The 16,838-nt window shown below is 65.0% G+C and carries 14 protein-coding genes; 1 reads left to right on the plus strand and 13 read right to left on the minus strand.

Features of this window, described 5'->3' with window-relative positions:
• Nucleotides 1-293 precede the first annotated feature (293 nt).
• Both MLE27_RS13350 and MLE27_RS13355 read right to left on the minus strand, forming a co-directional pair.
• Nucleotides 294-1,463: an amidohydrolase family protein gene (locus MLE27_RS13350; RefSeq protein ID WP_243312582.1), complete on the minus strand. Its 1,170-nt coding sequence runs from the start codon at nucleotides 1,461-1,463 to the stop codon at nucleotides 294-296.
• Between the two features lie 242 nt (nucleotides 1,464-1,705).
• The gene (locus MLE27_RS13355) at nucleotides 1,706-2,050 is read right to left on the minus strand and encodes an IscA/HesB family protein (protein ID WP_243312583.1); all 345 of its coding nucleotides are present in this window, start codon (nucleotides 2,048-2,050) and stop codon (nucleotides 1,706-1,708) included.
• Nucleotides 2,051-2,247: 197 nt separating this feature from the next.
• Between MLE27_RS13355 and MLE27_RS13360 the strand changes: the two genes are divergently transcribed.
• Nucleotides 2,248-2,796, plus strand: coding sequence for a hypothetical protein (locus MLE27_RS13360; RefSeq protein ID WP_243312584.1), 549 nt, complete (start codon nucleotides 2,248-2,250; stop codon nucleotides 2,794-2,796).
• A 67-nt stretch (nucleotides 2,797-2,863) separates the two neighbouring features.
• On the opposite strand, the gene hmcD is transcribed toward MLE27_RS13360, so the two are convergent.
• From hmcD to MLE27_RS13415, 11 genes are all read right to left on the minus strand, one after another.
• Nucleotides 2,864-3,004 carry a sulfate respiration complex protein HmcD gene (gene hmcD, locus MLE27_RS13365; protein WP_243312585.1) on the minus strand — a complete coding sequence of 47 codons (141 nt, stop codon included), beginning with the start codon at nucleotides 3,002-3,004 and terminating at the stop codon, nucleotides 2,864-2,866.
• 13 nt (nucleotides 3,005-3,017) lie between these two features.
• Nucleotides 3,018-4,262 carry a sulfate respiration complex protein HmcC gene (gene hmcC / locus MLE27_RS13370; RefSeq protein WP_243312586.1) on the minus strand — a complete coding sequence of 415 codons (1,245 nt, stop codon included), beginning with the start codon at nucleotides 4,260-4,262 and terminating at the stop codon, nucleotides 3,018-3,020.
• Nucleotides 4,263-4,274: 12 nt separating this feature from the next.
• Nucleotides 4,275-5,243 carry a sulfate respiration complex iron-sulfur protein HmcB gene (gene hmcB / locus MLE27_RS13375; RefSeq protein ID WP_243312587.1) on the minus strand — a complete coding sequence of 323 codons (969 nt, stop codon included), beginning with the start codon at nucleotides 5,241-5,243 and terminating at the stop codon, nucleotides 4,275-4,277.
• 10 nt (nucleotides 5,244-5,253) lie between these two features.
• Nucleotides 5,254-6,057: a cytochrome c3 family protein gene (locus MLE27_RS13380; RefSeq protein WP_243312588.1), complete on the minus strand. Its 804-nt coding sequence runs from the start codon at nucleotides 6,055-6,057 to the stop codon at nucleotides 5,254-5,256.
• A gap of 937 nt (nucleotides 6,058-6,994) precedes the next feature.
• On the minus strand, nucleotides 6,995-7,411 hold the full coding sequence (locus tag MLE27_RS13385; RefSeq protein WP_243312589.1) for a cytochrome c3 family protein: 417 nt from the start codon (nucleotides 7,409-7,411) through the stop codon (nucleotides 6,995-6,997).
• Nucleotides 7,412-7,413: 2 nt separating this feature from the next.
• The gene (locus MLE27_RS13390; protein ID WP_243312590.1) at nucleotides 7,414-8,706 is read right to left on the minus strand and encodes a (Fe-S)-binding protein; all 1,293 of its coding nucleotides are present in this window, start codon (nucleotides 8,704-8,706) and stop codon (nucleotides 7,414-7,416) included.
• A 13-nt stretch (nucleotides 8,707-8,719) separates the two neighbouring features.
• Nucleotides 8,720-9,370 (minus strand): respiratory nitrate reductase subunit gamma, encoded by a 651-nt coding sequence (locus tag MLE27_RS13395; RefSeq protein WP_243312591.1) that lies wholly within the window; start codon nucleotides 9,368-9,370, stop codon nucleotides 8,720-8,722.
• A 618-nt stretch (nucleotides 9,371-9,988) separates the two neighbouring features.
• Nucleotides 9,989-10,438, minus strand: coding sequence for an RrF2 family transcriptional regulator (locus tag MLE27_RS13400; protein WP_243312592.1), 450 nt, complete (start codon nucleotides 10,436-10,438; stop codon nucleotides 9,989-9,991).
• A gap of 323 nt (nucleotides 10,439-10,761) precedes the next feature.
• Entirely contained in the window at nucleotides 10,762-13,665 is a 2,904-nt protein-coding gene (locus tag MLE27_RS13405; protein WP_243312593.1) for a DEAD/DEAH box helicase, read from the minus strand.
• A 40-nt stretch (nucleotides 13,666-13,705) separates the two neighbouring features.
• Entirely contained in the window at nucleotides 13,706-15,079 is a 1,374-nt protein-coding gene (locus MLE27_RS13410) for a sigma-54-dependent transcriptional regulator (protein ID WP_243312594.1), read from the minus strand.
• A 12-nt stretch (nucleotides 15,080-15,091) separates the two neighbouring features.
• The gene (locus tag MLE27_RS13415) at nucleotides 15,092-16,828 is read right to left on the minus strand and encodes a sensor histidine kinase (RefSeq protein WP_243312595.1); all 1,737 of its coding nucleotides are present in this window, start codon (nucleotides 16,826-16,828) and stop codon (nucleotides 15,092-15,094) included.
• Nucleotides 16,829-16,838: the final 10 nt, after the last annotated feature.

The following is a 16,838-nucleotide window of genomic DNA, read 5'->3' on the forward strand; positions in this document are numbered from 1 at the left end:
TCCCCCTCACTTCCACCCCACAACACCGCCCCGGGCCCCCACCCGGCGGGCGCGGGCCTTTTATTTGCGTTGACTCTTGGGGAGGCTCCGCCTCCCCAAACCCCTCCGGCAGGGGCATGATGCCCCTGCACCCCGCAACCGCTTCGCGTTCTAACGCGCACACATCGGGGTGGCAGGTGTATCTGCTGCCATCCGGGAAGGATCCGCCTTCCCGTATTGATTGCGGGGTCCAGGGGGATCATCCCCCTGGCGGGGTGCGGGGCGGAGCCCCGCGTATCCATCTCCGGCCTCTGCTACAGCCTTTCCCGCAGCCAGGGAGCGGCCTGCCTGGCGTCGAACAGGCTGGAGTTGGCCCGCATCACCTTCACGTAATTGGAGAGGTTCCTGGCCAGCCTGCGCCCATGGAATCCCATGTACTCCATGGCGTTGAGGGAGCATATCTCGTGGAAGTCGTCGTCCCCGATCAGGCCTCCCAGGAAATTATCCCAATACTCGCGCTCGGTGACCCTCTGGCGCACCAGGAAGGAGTCCGTGCCCCAGAGCACGTAGGGGCGGCATCCCTCTTCCTCCAGAATGGACTTCAAACGCTCCTTGTAGGCGTCAGGCGCGTTGGGAGGCATCCCGGTGGTATGGTAGGCCACGTCGGCGTAGACGGTGCCCATGTCCTCGTGGCCGTTGAACAGGGCCATCATCTTCAGGATGGCGTCGGTCCAGTTGTTCTGCGATCCCGGGGTGACGAAGTCGCCCTCCCCGCCGAAGTGCCCGAGGCAGAGCTTCAAGCCCGGGATGCCTTGCAGGTACGTCGCCCAGTAGGTGGGCAGGCTGTTGTCCCTGTCCTGCCGGGTGGCGTAGAAGCCGCCCTTGCTGCAGTGCTGCATGATGGGCATGTCCCGCTCGGCGCAGAAGCGCACCGCGCGTTCGACCACGGCCGAGCGGATGTCGTAGCCCAGGGAGGGATAGAGCTTCATGCCCACGAAACCCTGCCTCCAGGCGTTCTCCAACCGCGTCATGGCGTCGGGCCGCAAGGGGTTGAAGGCGAAGAAGGGCAGCACCCGCCCCGGGAAACGGTACATCTGCCGCAGCGTACTGTCGGTCTGCGCCTGGAAGAACGCTCCGTCGTTCGCGTCCGGGGTGGTGATGTCCATCATCAGCGGCGTGACGATCACGTCAGGCTCCAGCTGGCCCAGCAGCCAGTTGGTCACCTCGTCCATTTCCTCCAGGAGGGCCACCTTGAGGAATTCCAGAAAGTCGTTGTGCTGGTGCGGATCGATGAGCTGCTGGATCTTCTCGATGGCCTCCGGCCCCTTCAGGAGCCCTGTAATCACCTTCACCACCAGTTGGGCCACCCCGGTGGAGAAACCGGCGTCCAGCACGCGCTGCGCGATGATGTGCTGCGTTTTCTTGCTGAATACGGCCTTGAGGTTGAACACGTGGCAATGCAGGTTGAAACGCAGGTCGTCCATACTCCCCTCCGTCGTCCAGTCGGCGTCCTTCTTCGGGGTTTCCCCGTCGCCTCCCAGTGGGCCACACCGCCTTTCCCAATGTCCGCATACGAAAAACCGCCGACCCTGCACACTTATTTCGGCCCAAAGCAGGGAGATGCGTATAAGGGCGCGGAATAGAAGCTGACGGGCACCCGCCGGACCAAAACAAAGGCCCTCCCGGCGTTGCCGAGAGGGCCTGTTTTCATTTTGGAATGAACGTTCTAGCCGCAGGAGCCGGAACCGCAACCGCCCGAGGACGGGCAACCGCCACCGGAAGAGCAGCCGCAACCGCCGCCGCCCAGCTCCAGGCTGGAGCCGACCTCGAAGCCCATGTGGGTCAGGTCGACGGAAAAGGGCTTGCCCTGGTCGAAGAGCTCCTTCTCGATCAGGAAGGAGTAGCCCTGCACCTCGAACGCCTCGTCGGCGTCGTTCTTCTCGTCCAGGGCCAGGCCCAGGCGCGGCCCGGCACAACCGCCGGACGACAGGTAAATCCTGATGGGGGACTTTGGTTTATCGGTGAAAAAGGCGTCGATCTGCGCCTTGGCGGAATCGGAAAGAGTCAGCATTGGAGACCTCCATTGAAATTGCTGATGCCAAGTATCAGCACTCTTTCCGTGGTTGTCAAACCCCTACAGCCAAGAAAGAGGCCAACACATGAAACCGATACATATAGCATGGTGTAAATATGCGTGCGATCTATTGCGCATGAGCTATTTCCTGGTACGCAGGAGCATCCAGACAGCTTTGTGACAGGAGGTACTCCATGCGCATGAACTGTATCTACGCATCTGCTGTTTCGGTACTGGCCTCAGGTTTTCCCACCTACGCGGCGGCCCCGCCAGACCCGCCACCCGGCGCGCTCCTGCCAGCAGCCCCTTCGGCAGCCGCGGCTGCGGCCTACCCGGCCGCCATGCCCCAACAGACCCTGTTCCTGCTCGAGGCCATCGTGCTCGTGCTTGCCGTGTATGCCTTCTTCAAAATCTTCGCACTGCTTGGCCGCGACCAGAACTGGTCTCTGGCAAAGGCGCTCTCTGAAACCGAGACCGTCGAGAATTCCGACGCCAGCGACCCCAGCAAGATCGTCAAATCCACCCAAACCATCCCCAGCACCAGCCGGCTCATCGCCATGCTCGGGATGATGGTCATCGTCGTGCTATTCCTGGGCATCGGCATCACGATCATCTGGAACCTGGGGTCGACGGGTTCAATGCCCAAGCTCACCGACCTGACCACCTTCCTCTACGGCGGTGCGAGCCTCTTCGCCCCCTACGCCATCAACAAGTTCAGCGAAGCCTTCAAGTCCTTGAAATAGCCCGCCACGAAAAAAGGCCGCGGAGCATACGCTCCGCGGCCCTTTGTTTCATGTTCCAGCCAGCGGTCTAATGGTCGTCGTTCTTCTTGGGCTCCTTGCCCGTGAGGAACTTCCACCAGACCACCGAGCAGGCCAGGGCGACGGCCATCAGGATGTAGGCCGCGGCCTTGGAGTAGACCATCTGGTCGTGATAGACGTGGAATTCCATGTCGATGCTCCTCTTAGTGGTGGCCCTTGCTGTAGGACGGGTGGTCGGAGAAGATGGCCATGTACTTCGAGATGAAGCGGAAGCACAGGATGATCAGCGTGACCACGAACACCGAGACGATGACTTCCTGCACCGAGGGGAAGTACTGCTGCTCGGGACGCAGGTGGATGTTGAAGCCGAACCAGGAGACGTTGAAGCGGTTGAACACGATGCCCAGCACCGAGATGGTCGCCGCCGCCTTGATGGTCCCGGTGCTCCTGGAGCGGTAGCCCACCGCATAGAGGAAGCAGGGGATGGCGATGAAGCCGAACATCTCGATCAACCACATCAGGCCGTACTTGCCGTCGAAGATGTAGCCCCACTTGTTTTCCCCGGCAATGGGAACCCACTTCATGAAGAAGTAGCCGAAGAGGATGATGGAGCACGCCTTGGCGAAGGCGAACAGCACGCCGTCATGATCCCGGTTGTACTCGGGGCTCATGCGGGAGTGCATGTAGTGGTGCGAGATGGTGCCCTCGAAGATGACCATGGACATGCCCGCAACCATCGAGGAGACGAAGAACTGCAGGGGCAGGTGCGCGGAGTACCACAGGGGGTGCATCTTGTGGGGCGCGATCAGGTACAGCATGCCCAGCGAGGACTGGTGCATGGTGGAGAGCACGATGCCCATGATGGTCAGGGCGATGGTGCACTTGTGGATCACGTGGCTGATCTTCTGCATGCCCACCCAGTCGGTGAAGTTGGGCAGCCATTCGATCATGAGCACGGTGACGTACAGCATGACGCACAGACCCACTTCGAAGAGCACCGAGCTGGTGCCCTGCGACCAGAACACGGGGTAGGGCAGGCGCCAGGGCTGGCCCACGTCGTACAGCAGGGCGTACACGACGAAGGCGTAGCCCAGGAAGGCTGTGAGGATCGCGGGCTTCACCGCGGTGCGCAGGCCCTTGATGTTGAAGATCAGCGCGCCGGCCGTGGTGGTGTAGCCACCGGCCGCCAGAGCGACGCCGCAGAGCAGGTCGAAGCTGATCCAGATGCCCCAGGGGTTGTTGTCGTCCAGGTTGGTGGTCCCGGCCAGGCCGCCGATGAGGAAGCGGTTGACCGTGACGACCACGCCCACCAGGAAGATCAGCGAGAGGATCGGATGCTCCTTGGCGAACTTCAGGTAGGTGACGGGGTTGAGCAGGCTCTTGATGACCCCCCAGGCTTCCTGAGGAGGCAAAATGACCGGCTGAGCGCCGTGATCGTGTTGGCTCATGGTCGGTCTCCTTTATTTCCCGGCCTTGGCGCGCTCTTGAGCGATCGCCTCGGCAACGGCTTTCTGTTTGTCTTCCTCGGCCCGCTCGTCCTTCCACTTGGTGATCTGCCAGATGCCGCCCAGGAGCACAGGCCAGAGGCATGCGACCAGGGGCACCAGGCCCAGCGCGCCGGAGGTCATCTCCGGGGCGGGGGTCTTGCCCAGGTCTTCGCGCAGGCCGATCTGGGCGAAGGGCACGTTGGAGATGTACATCCAGTTGGTGCCGCCCATCTCGCGCTCGCCGTAGACATGGGGCAGGTAGCGGCCGGGCACGCTGGAAATGCGGGCCCAGGCTTCCTTGATCAGGTCCTCGCGCTTGCCCCAGGTGAGGGCCTCCATGGGGCAGGCTTTCACGCAGGCAGGCATGGTGGTCTTGCCGGATTTGATGTGCGGATGGCACATGTGGCACTTCTGCACGTAGGGGATCAGCTTGTTGAACTCGTAGGTGGGCACGTCCCAGGGGCAGGCCACCATGCAGTAACGGCAGCCCACGCACACGGAGCCGTTGTAGGTCACCGCGCCCTCGGGGGTCTTGGTGAAGGCCTTGACGAAGCAGGCCGAGGCGCAAGCGGGCTCCTTGCAGTGCATGCACTGGGCCTTCTTGAACACCGGGGTCTTGCCGCCCAGGGCCTGGGGCTCGTACTTGTTCACCAGGGTGTACATGCTGGCGTCGGTACGGGCCGTGGCGTTGAGGCCTTTCTCGTCGAACGCCTTGGGGTCCTTCTTGGGAAGGGTGGTCCAGGGTTCGGTGACGTTTTCGGAGTTGATCTTGTTGCAGCCCATCTCGCACTGGCGGCAGCCGATGCAGCGGCTGGCGTCGAAGAGAACGCCGTAGGAGTTGGGGTAGCCGTCGAAGGAATGCCCGCCGGCGGCTTGGGCCTTGCCGGCCAGGGCCGTAGCCGTTGCCGCGCCGGCGAGTCCCAGGAAGTTTCTGCGCTTCATAGGTACCTCGTTATTTCTTGGGCGCGTGGCAGGTCTTGCAATCAGTGGCCTTGGGGGAATCCACGCCCATGGCCTTGTGGCACTGGTTGCACTGGATATGGTAGGCGGCCATCAGACCGGGGCGCCGGGGGTCTTCCTTCTGGAAGGCCTTGCCGTGGCAGGTGCCGCACTTGGGCGGGGTCACGCCGGCGGGGGTGTGATGGTGGCAGCCCTGGCACAGGGTGTCAGGCTGGGTGTGGAAACCCTTGGCCAGAGCGCCCTTGGCGTAGTCCTGCAGCATCTCCACATGGCTGGAGTGGTTGAACTCGCAGGCCTGGTAATCCTTGGAGATGGAGCCGATGGTCACCACTTCGGGCTGGGCCGGCTTGGCGGCGGCGGGAGCGGGGGCCTTGGGGTCCTTGTGGCAGGCCACGCAGGAGCCTTCCTTGGGCCCGGCGGCGATGAACTGGTGGCAGCCGGCGCACTGTTTCTTCTTGGTCTCCTGGTAGTGGCAGCCCACGCAGCTGGCCTTGGCCTGAGCGGAGTGCATGGCCTCGGAGAGCTGGATGTTGCCGCCCTCAGGCGACCCCTGGCTGGTGTGGCAGGACGAACAGGCGTCCATGGAGCCGGTATGGTGGCAGCTTTCGCAATTGCCGACAGCCGCCTCGTGTTTTTGATGGTTGAACACAGCCTTGGACAGTGGTCCCTGGCCGGGTTTTCCGCCGATGGCGGTGCCGCTTAAGACCATCTGAGGCTGTTGCGCCTTGGCCTGCCCGCCCTCACCGGCACTAAAGGCGCCCAACAGGGCCGCCGCCAGAGAGAGGGTCAGGGTCAAGCAGAAAACTCTGCCCCATCGTGACCTGGAAACACGTTTCACCATACGCATCCCGTCCTTGCCTCTAGGGTTGAATGCCGAGACGCGCCGCTGAAGACCCACCCCTCCAGCCAGCGCGGTGCTGCGATAACCAGCTAACCTGAAACGATTTTGACCAGGGACTAGAACACATGCCAGAGCTTCGTCAAGGCATTCGTGAAAGAATTGTCATGATCGAAAATCAGGAACGCTTATCCACCCGGAAGACCGAGGTATTTTCAGGTAGGGTTTTCAGGCAGGATATCCCTCAATTCCTACCTTTTTGGGTAATTTCAGCATATTTCAGCGTATTACAGGTGATCGCTTTCAAAGGCCCGGACATGCCCCGAATTCGCCTTGTACCAGATTGATACAAGCTCTTTCCTGCGATATTACAGGGTGTTACTCAATGAATCAGGCTGTCCATGGGGTTGCGCAACCCTTCTTGGCGCACGGACTGATGGCCCAACGGGGCCTTCGGCCCGCGCCCGGCCCCTCGGAGCCGCCACCACGCCCAAGGCCGGACCGGCCGCTGGCCCCGCTCCGGCATGCGCCGCCCGCTTACTGCGTTGGGCGGGGATCGCCGGGGTTTACCGGCCCGCTCATGCCTGCCGGGATATTTCTCACCTTGGCGTCAGTGATGTCTTGCCCAGTCCTTTCGGGATCATGCGTTGCGGGATCCCACGGCATGACCTTCGATATTGCCGCTTTCCATGCCCGCTAAACAGGGCCGCCCGACACGTCCTCTGCATGTCCGCGGGGTATCCCCTGTTGTTCGCCATCGCGCGGTTCGTCTCCATGCCCCCGCCCTCTTGGACGGCGGCAATCCTTGCGCGGGCAATAAAAAGAACCCCGGCTCCTTGCGGCGTTGAGCCGTTGGAGCCGGGGTTCCCAGGGCGGACCTCCCGAGAAGACGGGATTACTTCACTTTATGACAGCCGGCGCAGGCGCGGGGGCCGTATTCCAGCTTCTTGTCCTGGGGCATCTTCTCGTGACAGCCCCAGCACATCTTGTGGTAGGCTTGCTGCATGTCCAGCTTGGCGGTCTTCTTGGCTCCGGCGTGGCAGGCCGCACAGGAGGTTTCGTCACCCATGTCCCAGAGGTTCTTGCCGGGCTGCTTGGGGTCGTACTTGTGGTGGCAGGTGGTGCACTCCATTTTGGCGCCGTAGGCCTGGTGCTTGTCATGGGTGAAGGTCACCGGGCCGCGCTGCTTGCCGCCAGCGTAGGCCTTGGGGTTGTTGATGACCATCTCGGGGCTCTGCGAGTAGCCCACAGCGCCGAAGGCGATCAGGATGAACGCCGCGAGGATGGCGGCGAGAGTGTGAGAGCGGCGCATTATTATTCATCCTCCTCTTCGGGTTGCATGTGGGGCGGGACTTCCATGAGTTCGCAGATGAGCTGCTTGAAGGAGACGATCTTGATGCCAAGGTCGTATTCCTTGTTCAGGTCGTTGATCTGGTCCGTGCAGTTGTGGCAGGGCACCAGCACGTACTTGGCCCCGGTCTTCTTGATCTGCTCAGCCTTGACCTTGCCCGCGACCATGCGGGTTCTCTTGTAGTCCGGCCCCATGGGGATGAATCCGCCGCCGCCGCAGCAGCAGTGGCTCCACTCGCGGTGGGGCTCCATGGGGATGAAGTTCTCGCAGAGCATCTCCATGAGTTCGTCGGCCTTCTCGCCCAGGTCGCCGCTGCGCGACAGGTTGCAGGGGTGCTGCAGGGTGATGGCGTCCTTGAACTTGTGCTTCAGCTTGATCTTGCCTTCCTTCATGTACTCGTGGAAGAGCGCCACCGCGTGGGTGACCTCCACGGGGGCCTGGCCGTTGGGCTGCTTGGTCCAGTAGGGGCCTTCGTACTTGGCGGCGCGGTAGGCGTGGCCGCACTCGGTGACGCAGATCTTCTGGGCGTTGAGCTTGAGGGCCGCGTCGTACACCGACTGGGCCACCATCCCGGCAACGCCGATGTTGCCGGAGAACATGGAGAGGTTCGTGGCCTCCCAGCCGTGGCTGGGCATGGTCCAGTTGTCGCCGGCCACGTGCATGACGATGGCGGCTTCCTGGATGTCCTGCGGGTAGTACTTGGGCTCGCGCGAGTTCACGATGAACATGATGCGGGCGTCCTGCTTGTCGATGGGGATCTCCAGGTCCTTGATGGTGGCCTGGCCTTCCTCGGCCATCCATTCGCAGGTCTCGACGAACTCCTCGTCGGGAATCTGCATCTGGTTGCCGAACTCGACGTAGCTCTGGTCGATGTTCATCAGGCGCTCGGGGCACACGTTCTGGGTGCGCATGCACTGGCGGGCGATGTTGATCATCAGGCCCATGTCGATGCCGAAGGGGCAGTACTGGGAGCAGCGGCGGCACATGGTGCAGCGGGCCCAGGCGATCTCCTTCATGCCTTCCAGCTCTTCGCGGCTGACTTCGCCCTGGCGCTTGATCAGCTCGCCCAGGGTCTTGCGGACCTTGTACTGGGGCATGAACTCGGGGTTGTTGTCGTTGGCCAGGTAGAAGAAGCAGGATTCGGAGCACAGGCCGCAGGAGGCGCAGGTCTTGAGCCAGGCGCGCAGGCGTGCGGAATCGTTTCGTTCGAGGACGGCGCGGATATCCGCGGCATTGACGGGCTTTTGCTCGGACATGGTGGCTTACCTCCTACCAGGTCTTGGTGCCGCGGCGGGCGAATTCGCTGCCGATGAAGGCGCGGCTCATGAAGAAAAGGAACACATGGGCCAGCTTCGTGAACGGAATGCAGATGAGCATCAGGCAGCCCGTCAGCGCGTGGAGCAGCAGCATGGTGTCGGGGTCGAGCAGCATCTTGTGGGCGGCCATGTAGCCGGTGACGAAAGGCAGCGCGGTGATGACCCAGACCGCGATGTCCTTGGGCTCGGTGACGATGCGCACCTGGGGCACCACGAAGCGGCGGATGAGGATGCCGAGGGCGGCGGCCAGGAAGACCAGGGTGAGGGCGTCCACCACGGAGTCGGGAAGGTTCGGCCAGGAGATGTTCAGGTTGAAGGCCAGGGTGGCGGTGTGGCCAAGCGCGAAGATGGGAGCGGCCAGAAGGCAGATGTGAAAGGCGAAGGTGAGCACGGTGAAGCCGGGATGTTCCCGCCAGCTGTGGGAGCCGAAGGGAATCAGCCAGTTGATGATGGAACTGGCCGCAGCACCGGAGTTGTAGTGGTTGTAGAACACCTTGTCCGTCCGCTTGGACATCCTGTAGAGCGCGGCAACTTGCCAGATGCTGCCCAGGATGAACACAGCGAACGCAATCCATACCAACGGGCCGTTCACAAATGCGTACATGGCATCTCCTTGGTGAAAATGATGGACCTGCGACACCTGCCGGGTCGAATCCGCCCGGCCCCCAACTTTTCCGACCCCCCCGGGCCGGTGTCAGTCCTTCCGAAGCTGCGCCCCGTGCCAGTGGCCCGGGCGCCGGTTGCGCACTTGCACCTGAAGTGGACCAGATTGCGGCTCCTGCCTTAACGCCGCAATATGAATCGTGTTCACTCCAATCCGCGCATACCTTTTACCAAGCATGTAGCCCCTACCTTCATGCAGGAACACTGTCAAGCCGATGCTTCCCTACCAACACAGAGGGATAGAATCATCACTCATACATCTATTCATACCGTCACGGTCATGTTTCCAGCGCAGGCCACCAAAGTACGGCACCACTTTGTGAATGAAATAACATATTTTTGCCTTCGATTCCTATCTTGGTACAGAGGCATGGACTGGCCATCGCATGAAACCATGGCGCAGGGGGGAGGCCGAAGGCTCCCGCGAGGAAGAATTCCGCGAGTATTTTGTTCAGCTGGAAGAGCGGCGAGGGGGCGGAGGAAACGTGAAAGGCCGCGCGAACAGGCCCTATCCGGGCCGGCCGCGCGGCCGGAAAACGTCGGGAACCTGGCCTGGCGGTCAGCCCAGGCGGTGGCTGCCGCAGGCGGGGAGGCTGTCGTCGGTCGTGCTGGAGGCCAGCAGTTCCTCAAGGGTCATGGCGTCCAGGCGTTCGAGAAGGGCCTTGCTGACCTCCTGCCAGAGCTTGCTGGTGGGGCAGGTCTTCAGGCGGGGGCAGCTTGTGCGTTCGGTCCAGCAGGTGACGAGGTTGAGGTCGCCTTCCAGGGCTCGCACGATCTCGCCCATGGAGATCTCGGCGGCGGACTTGGCCAGGAGGTGGCCGCCCTTGGAGCCGCGCATGCTGCGGATCAGCCCGGCCTTCTTGAGCATACGCGACAGCTTCTCAAGGTATTTCACCGAGATGCCCTGGCGCTGGGCGATCTCGCTGACGCGCACGGGCCCTCCGGCGCCGTGCTGGGCCAGGTCGAGCAACATCCTGGTTCCGTAGCGGCTACGCGTGGTCAGTTTCATCGGACTCAATCCTTGTAACGGATATGGCCGCACTCCTGCGGCCGTGTTGCGACGGCGCTCAAGCCTAGCGCGTTGGGGCAAGGTTGACAAGCGGCAGCGGCTCCGGGCTCTGTTCTTGATGCAATTTCGCGGTCAACACCCCTTCGGGAGCCTTCCGCCAGCCCTATTCCCGCGCTGAACGCGAAGCGGGATGGGATTCCAAAGGGAGGAACTCCCTTTGGCCGCCGGAGGCGTCCCCTCCCCTGCCTCTTGGACCCCGTTTGAAGCCTCCGGCGGCCCAAGGGCTGCGCCCTCTGGACTCCCGGACCGGCTTCGCCCGGATCTCAGCGCCAGGTCACGGGGCAGCGCACCACCTTGCCCGCCTTGTTCCGGTAGAGCAGGAAGCCGTTGTCGCGCCCGAAGAGGTAGAGGTCGCGCGTGATGGCCACGTCGTCCCTGCAGTAGCGGGTGATCTCCTCCACCTTGCCCTGCTTCCACCACTCCAGGGCCTGCAGGCCGTCGGCGGTCTTGCCCGCGCCCAGGGTGGCCTGGGCCAGGGTGTCCAGCGAGATGCGCACGCTCAGGCGCCGGGTGATGTGCTCCAGCATGTCCAGGGTGGGCAGGGCGGAGAAGTCCATGTCCGTGTAGCCGCGCAGCACCTCGTAGTCGAAGCGGCGGGAGTTGAACCCCACCACCAGGTCGGCCTGGTGCAGGGCCGCCAGCAGCTCGTCCATGCGCTCCTCCCGGAACACCAGGAAGTCGTCCAGGGCCGAGTCGTAGACCACCCCCACGCTCACGCGCATCTTGCGGGCGTTGTGCCAGCCGCCCACCTCCTGGGCGGAGAGCTGCGTCTCCAGGTCGAAGACCACGAAGCGCTCCGGGCGCGGGGCCTCGCCCCCCTCGACCTGGCCCGCCGCTTGGGCGGGGGCGTCCGGGGAGCTCACGGTCTCCACGGCGAAAGCCTCGGTGGTCTCGGGCACGCCCCGGATGATGGCCTCGGCCACGAACTGGGCTGCCACCTTGTCGATGGGCCGGTTGCCCGAGCCGCACTTGGGCGAATGCACGCAGGAGGGGCAGCCGTTCTCGCAGCCGCAGGAGGCGATCACGGAGAGCGTGCGCTCGAGGAGTTCCCCGGCGCGCTGGAAGGCCTGGCGTGTGAGCCCCACTCCACCGGGAACGCCGTCGTAGATGAACACGGCCGCGCGCCCCAGTTGGGCGTGCAGCGGCGTGGAGATGCCGCCGATGTCGTTTCGGTCCGCCATGGCGAGCAGCGGCAGGATGCCGATGGCCGCGTGCTCAAGGGCGTGGATGCCGCCCATGAAGTGGAACAGCCGGCGCTCGGTCTCGTCCTGCACGGGGCGGGGTATCTCCAGCCAGAGCCCTTCCGTCTCGAAGGTCATGGGCGGCAGGTCCAGGGGCACGATGTTGAGCATCTGCCCGCCGCGCGCCTTGCGCCGCTCGAACCCGGTGATCTGCTCCGTGACCTTGAGCCGCCCGAAGCCCACGCGCGCCCCGAAGACCACGGCCTGCTCCGTCACTTCCAGAATCTCGGTGCTCTTCTGCCCCCGGGTGCGGGTGTAGTAGTCCACCTGCCGGGGCTCCACGCGGGCCAGGCGGTCCCCCAGGGAGAGCGTCTCCACCACGTAGCTCACGCCCCGGTGCAGGTAGACCGCTCCGGGGTGGGTCTCGCGGAAGGCGCGGTGCTCGTCCACGTAGCCGATGCTCACGCCAGCCGTGGTCTCGATGTGGTAGCGCCCGCCGGAGCCGCGCAGGTCCACGTCGCGGTGCGGGGCCTTGCGCGCGCTGTGGATGCGCTCGCCCTGGGCGTCCAGCAGCAGCTTGCCCCTGGCCTCCAGCTCGGCCACGCCCTTCTGCATGGCCTCGCCCGCCAGGTAGGGTTCGCCGGGGCGCAGGGCCAGCTCGGCGGCGGCGCACTCCAGGTGCCGGGCCAGGATGGCCGGGTTGTCCGGGTTGACCACGGCGGACTCGGGGGGGCGGTCGAAGAAATCCTCCGGGTGGTTCATGAAGTACTGGTCCAGGGCGTCCTCCCCGGCCACCAGGATCACGGCGGATTCGCGCATGGAGCGCCCCACCCTGCCCCCGCGCTGCCAGGTGGACATCACCGTGCCCGGGTATCCGGCCATGACGCACAGATCCAGCCCGCCGATGTCGATGCCCAGCTCCAGGGCCGAGGTGGAGATCACGGCCAGCAGTTCGCCCGAGGCCATGCGCGATTCGATCTCGCGGCGCTCCTCCGGCAGGAAGCCGGAGCGGTAGGCGCTGATGCGCGGGGCCATGGCCCCGGCCTTCTCTGCGGCCCACAAGGCCACCAGCTCCGTCATCTTGCGGGACTGGCAGTACACGATGGTGCGCAGCTCGCGGGCAAGGGCGGCCTTGAGCAGCAGGATGGCCGTGTGCGCCGCGCCCTGCATGGGGTTCACGAACAGGAAGTGCCGCCTGCCCGAGGGCGCGCCGGACTGCCCCACCACCTCCACGGGAAGGCCCGTGAGGGCCTGGCACAGCTCGCCCGGGTTGCCGATGGTGGCCGAGCAGAAGATATGCGCGGGCGCGGCCCCGAAGCGCTCGCACACGCGCCGCAGCCTGCGGAACACGTGGGCCATGTGCGAGCCCATGACGCCCCTGTAGGTGTGCACCTCGTCCACCACCACGTGGGAGAGCCCGGCCAGGAAGGTGGCCCAGGTCTCGTGGTGGGGCAGGATGGAGAGGTGGAGCATCTCCGGGTTGGTGATGAGCACCCGGGGCGGCTCGGCGCGCAGCTTCTTGCGCATGTAGGGCGTGGTGTCGCCGTCGTAAACGGCCACGCTGGGCCTGGCCGAGGGCGGCAGCAGGGCCGTGAGCTCCTGGAAGGCGCGGAGCTGGTCCTGCGCGAGGGCCTTGAGCGGGAAGAGGTACAGGGCCCGGCTGCCGGGGTTGGCCAGCAGCTCCTCCAGCACGGGCAGGGTGTAGGTGAGCGTTTTGCCCGAGGCCGTGGGCGTGGCCGAGCAGACGTTGCGCCCGGCCCGCGCCAGGGACATGGCCAGGGCCTGGTGCGAATAGAGCCTGTCGATGCCCTGGGCGGAAAGCATCTCGCGCACCGCGCGGGAGAGCGGCCGGGCGGGCTCGCCGAATTCGGCCGGGCGCGCCGGGATGACCCGGTGGTGGCAGATGCTCTGCCCCAGCCGCTCGGAGGCCTTGAGCGCGGCGACGTATTCGCCCACGTCGCGCGCGGATTCGTCGTTCGGATTCATCGGAGCGGACCACGCGGGTGCCGGGCCGCGCCCTTGCGCGTCAATGCCCGGCGATGTTGTACTTCTTGAGCTTGTACTGCAGCAGGCTCTTGGAGATGCCCAGCATCTCCGCCGCCTTGACCTGCACGAAGTCCGCGCGGGCCAGGGCGCGGCGCACCAGTGCCGCCTCGATGCGCTCCAGCGTGTCGGAGAGGTTGAGCTGCACGGGCAGCAGGTCCACGGCGGACTTGTACTGCGTCTCCTCGTCGCGCAGCTCGGCGGGCAGGTCGTCCACGCCGATGAGCTCGCCCGAGGCCAGCACCACGCAGCGCTCCACCACGTTCTGCAGCTGGCGCACGTTGCCGGGCCACTCGTAGCCGGTGAGCGCGTCCATGCCCTCGGTGGTGAAGCCCTGCACGGGCTTGCCGTTCTCCGAGGCGTACTTGCGCAGGAAGTGGCTGGCCAGCAGGGGGATGTCCTCCCGGCGCTCGCGAAGGGCGGGCATGTCGATGCGCACCACGTTGAGGCGGTAGAAGAGGTCCTCCCGGAAGGTGCCGGCGGCCACGGCCTCCTGAAGGTTCTTGTTGGTGGCGGCCACCACGCGGATGTCCACCTCGACCTGCTCGGTGCCGCCCACGCGCTCGAAGGTGCGCTCCTGCAGCACGCGCAGCAGCTTGACCTGCAGCTCCGGGGTGAGCTCGCCCACCTCGTCGAGCAGCAGGGTGCCGCCGTGGGCCATCTCGAAGCGGCCGCGCTTGCGGGCCACGGCCCCCGTGAAGGAGCCCTTCTCGTGCCCGAAAAGTTCGCTCTCCAGCACCCCGGTGCTGAGCGCCATGCAGTTCACCGAGACGAAGGGGCCGTCCTTGCGGGGGGAGGCGAAGTGGATGGCCTTGGCCACCATCTCCTTGCCCGTGCCGGACTCGCCCATGATGAGCACCGTGGAGCGCGACGGCGCGGCCCGCTCCACCAGCTCCAGCACCTGGCCCATGGCCTTGGAGCGCCCGATGACCTGGTGGACCGAGAAGCGCTCCTCCAGGGTCTGGCGCAGCATCAGGTTTTCGCGCTTGGCCCTGGCGTACTGGGCGGCCTTGCCCACGGTGAGCATCAGCTCGTCGTTGGAGAAGGGTTTGGTCACATAGTCGTAGGCCCCCACGCGCATGGCCTCCACGGCCGCCTCGATGGAGCCGAAGGCGGTCATGATGATCACGGGAACGTGGGGGTAGGTCTTCTTGACGCGCTCCAGAACCTCCTGGCCGGTCATCTTGGGCATCTTCATGTCCGTGATGACCACGTCCACCTCGGATTCCTCGAGGTAGGCCATGCCCATCTCGGGGTCGTCCAAAGCGGTGACCGCGTAGCCGGAGCCCTCCAGGAGGGCCTGCAGGATCAGGAGGTAGTTGCGCTCGTCGTCGAGGATGAGAACTTGGGTCGCCATGTCGGGTCACATCTACGGCTTGGAGAAGACGATGTCCACCCTGGCCCCGCCTTCGGGGTTGTCGCCCAGGGCGATGCTGGCCCCGTGGCTGCGCAGGATGTTGGCCGTGATGGCCAGGCCCAGGCCCGTGCCCGACTCCTTGGTGGTGAAGAAGGGATCCAGCAGCTTGTCGCGGATGTCCGCCGGGATGCCCGGGCCTGTGTCCAGGAAGGTCAGCAGGACCTTGCCGCCCTCCTCCTTCAGGCGCACCACGATCTGCCCGCGCACGCCCCCGGCCTCCGCGCCGGTTTCGGAGGGCTTCTGGCCCGCCATGGCCTCCAGCGCGTTGACCAGGATGTTGTACAGCGCCCGGTAGAGCAGATCCTTGTCGGCCTGGACCACCACGCCCGGCGCGTACTCCTTGACCATCTCCACGCCCTGCTCCCGGAACTTCTGCTCCAGGAAGGTCAGGGCCTGGTCCAGCAGTTGGCCAAGATCCACGGGCGACAGGTTGAGCGCCCTGGGGCGGGCGTAGTCCAGGAAATCGCCCACCGTCTTGGAGAGGCGCACGGCCTCCTCGTTGATGGCCTGGAGGATGCGCGTGGTGAGCTGGTCCTTGTCGCCCACGCGGGTGACCAGCAGCTCGGAGCTGGAGCGGATGATGCCCAGGGGGTTTCGTATCTCGTGGGCGATGCCCGCCACCATGCGGCCCATGCTCACCAGCTTCTCGTTCTGCATGATCTCGCGCTCGAAGGCCTCGCGCTCCAGCAGGCGCTGTGCGTTGAGCCTGTCCGCGCGGTGGATGAGCATGCGCAGCACGAAGAACAGCAGAAACGCGGAGATCAGCGCCGCCAGGATGATGATGCGCTGGAACGTGACCAGCTTCTGGTAGTCGGCGGTGATGTCCTGGGTGAACTCCAGCGCCCCGATGACCTCGTTGATGACCAGGTCGCCGGTGGGCTCCTCCTGGGGCTCGGCCTTGCCGGATTCCGGCGCCGCTCCCGGACCCTGTTCAGCCGTGGCCCCTTCCGTCTGGGCCCTCTCGCTCTGGGACTGCTCCGGGGCCTGCGCCTTGCCCGGTTCGCCCGTGGCCGCCGCGCCCGGCGCGGGTGCCGCCTCCGTCGCGGGCTGGGCGGGCTCGGATGATGATCCGGCCTCGGGCGTTGCGGCCTGTTTTGATTCCTGCGCCGCCTCGCCGGCGGGGCCGGGGCCCTGCTCCTCGCCGGGGGGGCTCTGGCCGTGGGCGTTGGGCGTGATGCGCCCGCCCGGGAAGGTCACCTTGAAGCGCAGCGGGGCCACGGTGCGCATGACCACGGAGCGCGGGGCGATCTCGGCGGAGAACATGGCCCCCAGCGGCCCGGTCTGGTAGAGGAACTCGAAGGTGAGCTTGCCCTCGCTCATGGCCTGGCCCAGGGCCTCGCCGCCCAGGCCCTCGCGCCCCACCAGGGAGCGGTCCAGGGCGTAGCCCACCACGCCGTTCAGGTCGTAGATGCGGATGTCCTGGACGGGGAAGTCCTCCAGCACGGAGCGCACCACGTCGTCCAGGAGCTTGTACTGCGCCGGGTCGGCCAGGTTGACCTCGCCGTAGCGCAGGAACACCGGCACGGAGAAGCGCCGGGAGATGTTGTGGTTGAGCGTCTCGGCCCAGAGCCGGGCGAACTCGTGCTGCTTGGAGAGCAGCACCTGCCGGGCGTAGTTGGCCAGGAAGATGGAAAGGAAAAGGCTGGAGAGCAGCGTCAGCACCAGCGTGCCCCAGGAGACGAACTTCATCAGTCCGAAG

It is taken from the genome of Fundidesulfovibrio agrisoli (genome assembly GCF_022808715.1).
Lineage (GTDB): Bacteria > Desulfobacterota > Desulfovibrionia > Desulfovibrionales > Desulfovibrionaceae > Fundidesulfovibrio > Fundidesulfovibrio agrisoli.

Coding starts and splice junctions, on each gene's coding strand:
- MLE27_RS13350 (WP_243312582.1), bottom strand. CDS start 1,463: ATGGACGACCTGCGTTTCAACCTGCATTGCCACGTGTTCAACCTCAAG.
- MLE27_RS13355 (WP_243312583.1), bottom strand. CDS start 2,050: ATGCTGACTCTTTCCGATTCCGCCAAGGCGCAGATCGACGCCTTTTTC.
- MLE27_RS13360 (WP_243312584.1), top strand. CDS start 2,248: ATGCGCATGAACTGTATCTACGCATCTGCTGTTTCGGTACTGGCCTCA.
- hmcD (WP_243312585.1), bottom strand. CDS start 3,004: ATGGAATTCCACGTCTATCACGACCAGATGGTCTACTCCAAGGCCGCG.
- hmcC (WP_243312586.1), bottom strand. CDS start 4,262: ATGAGCCAACACGATCACGGCGCTCAGCCGGTCATTTTGCCTCCTCAG.
- hmcB (WP_243312587.1), bottom strand. CDS start 5,243: ATGAAGCGCAGAAACTTCCTGGGACTCGCCGGCGCGGCAACGGCTACG.
- MLE27_RS13385 (WP_243312589.1), bottom strand. CDS start 7,411: ATGCGCCGCTCTCACACTCTCGCCGCCATCCTCGCGGCGTTCATCCTG.
- MLE27_RS13390 (WP_243312590.1), bottom strand. CDS start 8,706: ATGTCCGAGCAAAAGCCCGTCAATGCCGCGGATATCCGCGCCGTCCTC.
- MLE27_RS13395 (WP_243312591.1), bottom strand. CDS start 9,370: ATGTACGCATTTGTGAACGGCCCGTTGGTATGGATTGCGTTCGCTGTG.
- MLE27_RS13400 (WP_243312592.1), bottom strand. CDS start 10,438: ATGAAACTGACCACGCGTAGCCGCTACGGAACCAGGATGTTGCTCGAC.
- MLE27_RS13405 (WP_243312593.1), bottom strand. CDS start 13,665: ATGAATCCGAACGACGAATCCGCGCGCGACGTGGGCGAATACGTCGCC.
- MLE27_RS13410 (WP_243312594.1), bottom strand. CDS start 15,079: ATGGCGACCCAAGTTCTCATCCTCGACGACGAGCGCAACTACCTCCTG.
- MLE27_RS13415 (WP_243312595.1), bottom strand. CDS start 16,828: ATGAAGTTCGTCTCCTGGGGCACGCTGGTGCTGACGCTGCTCTCCAGC.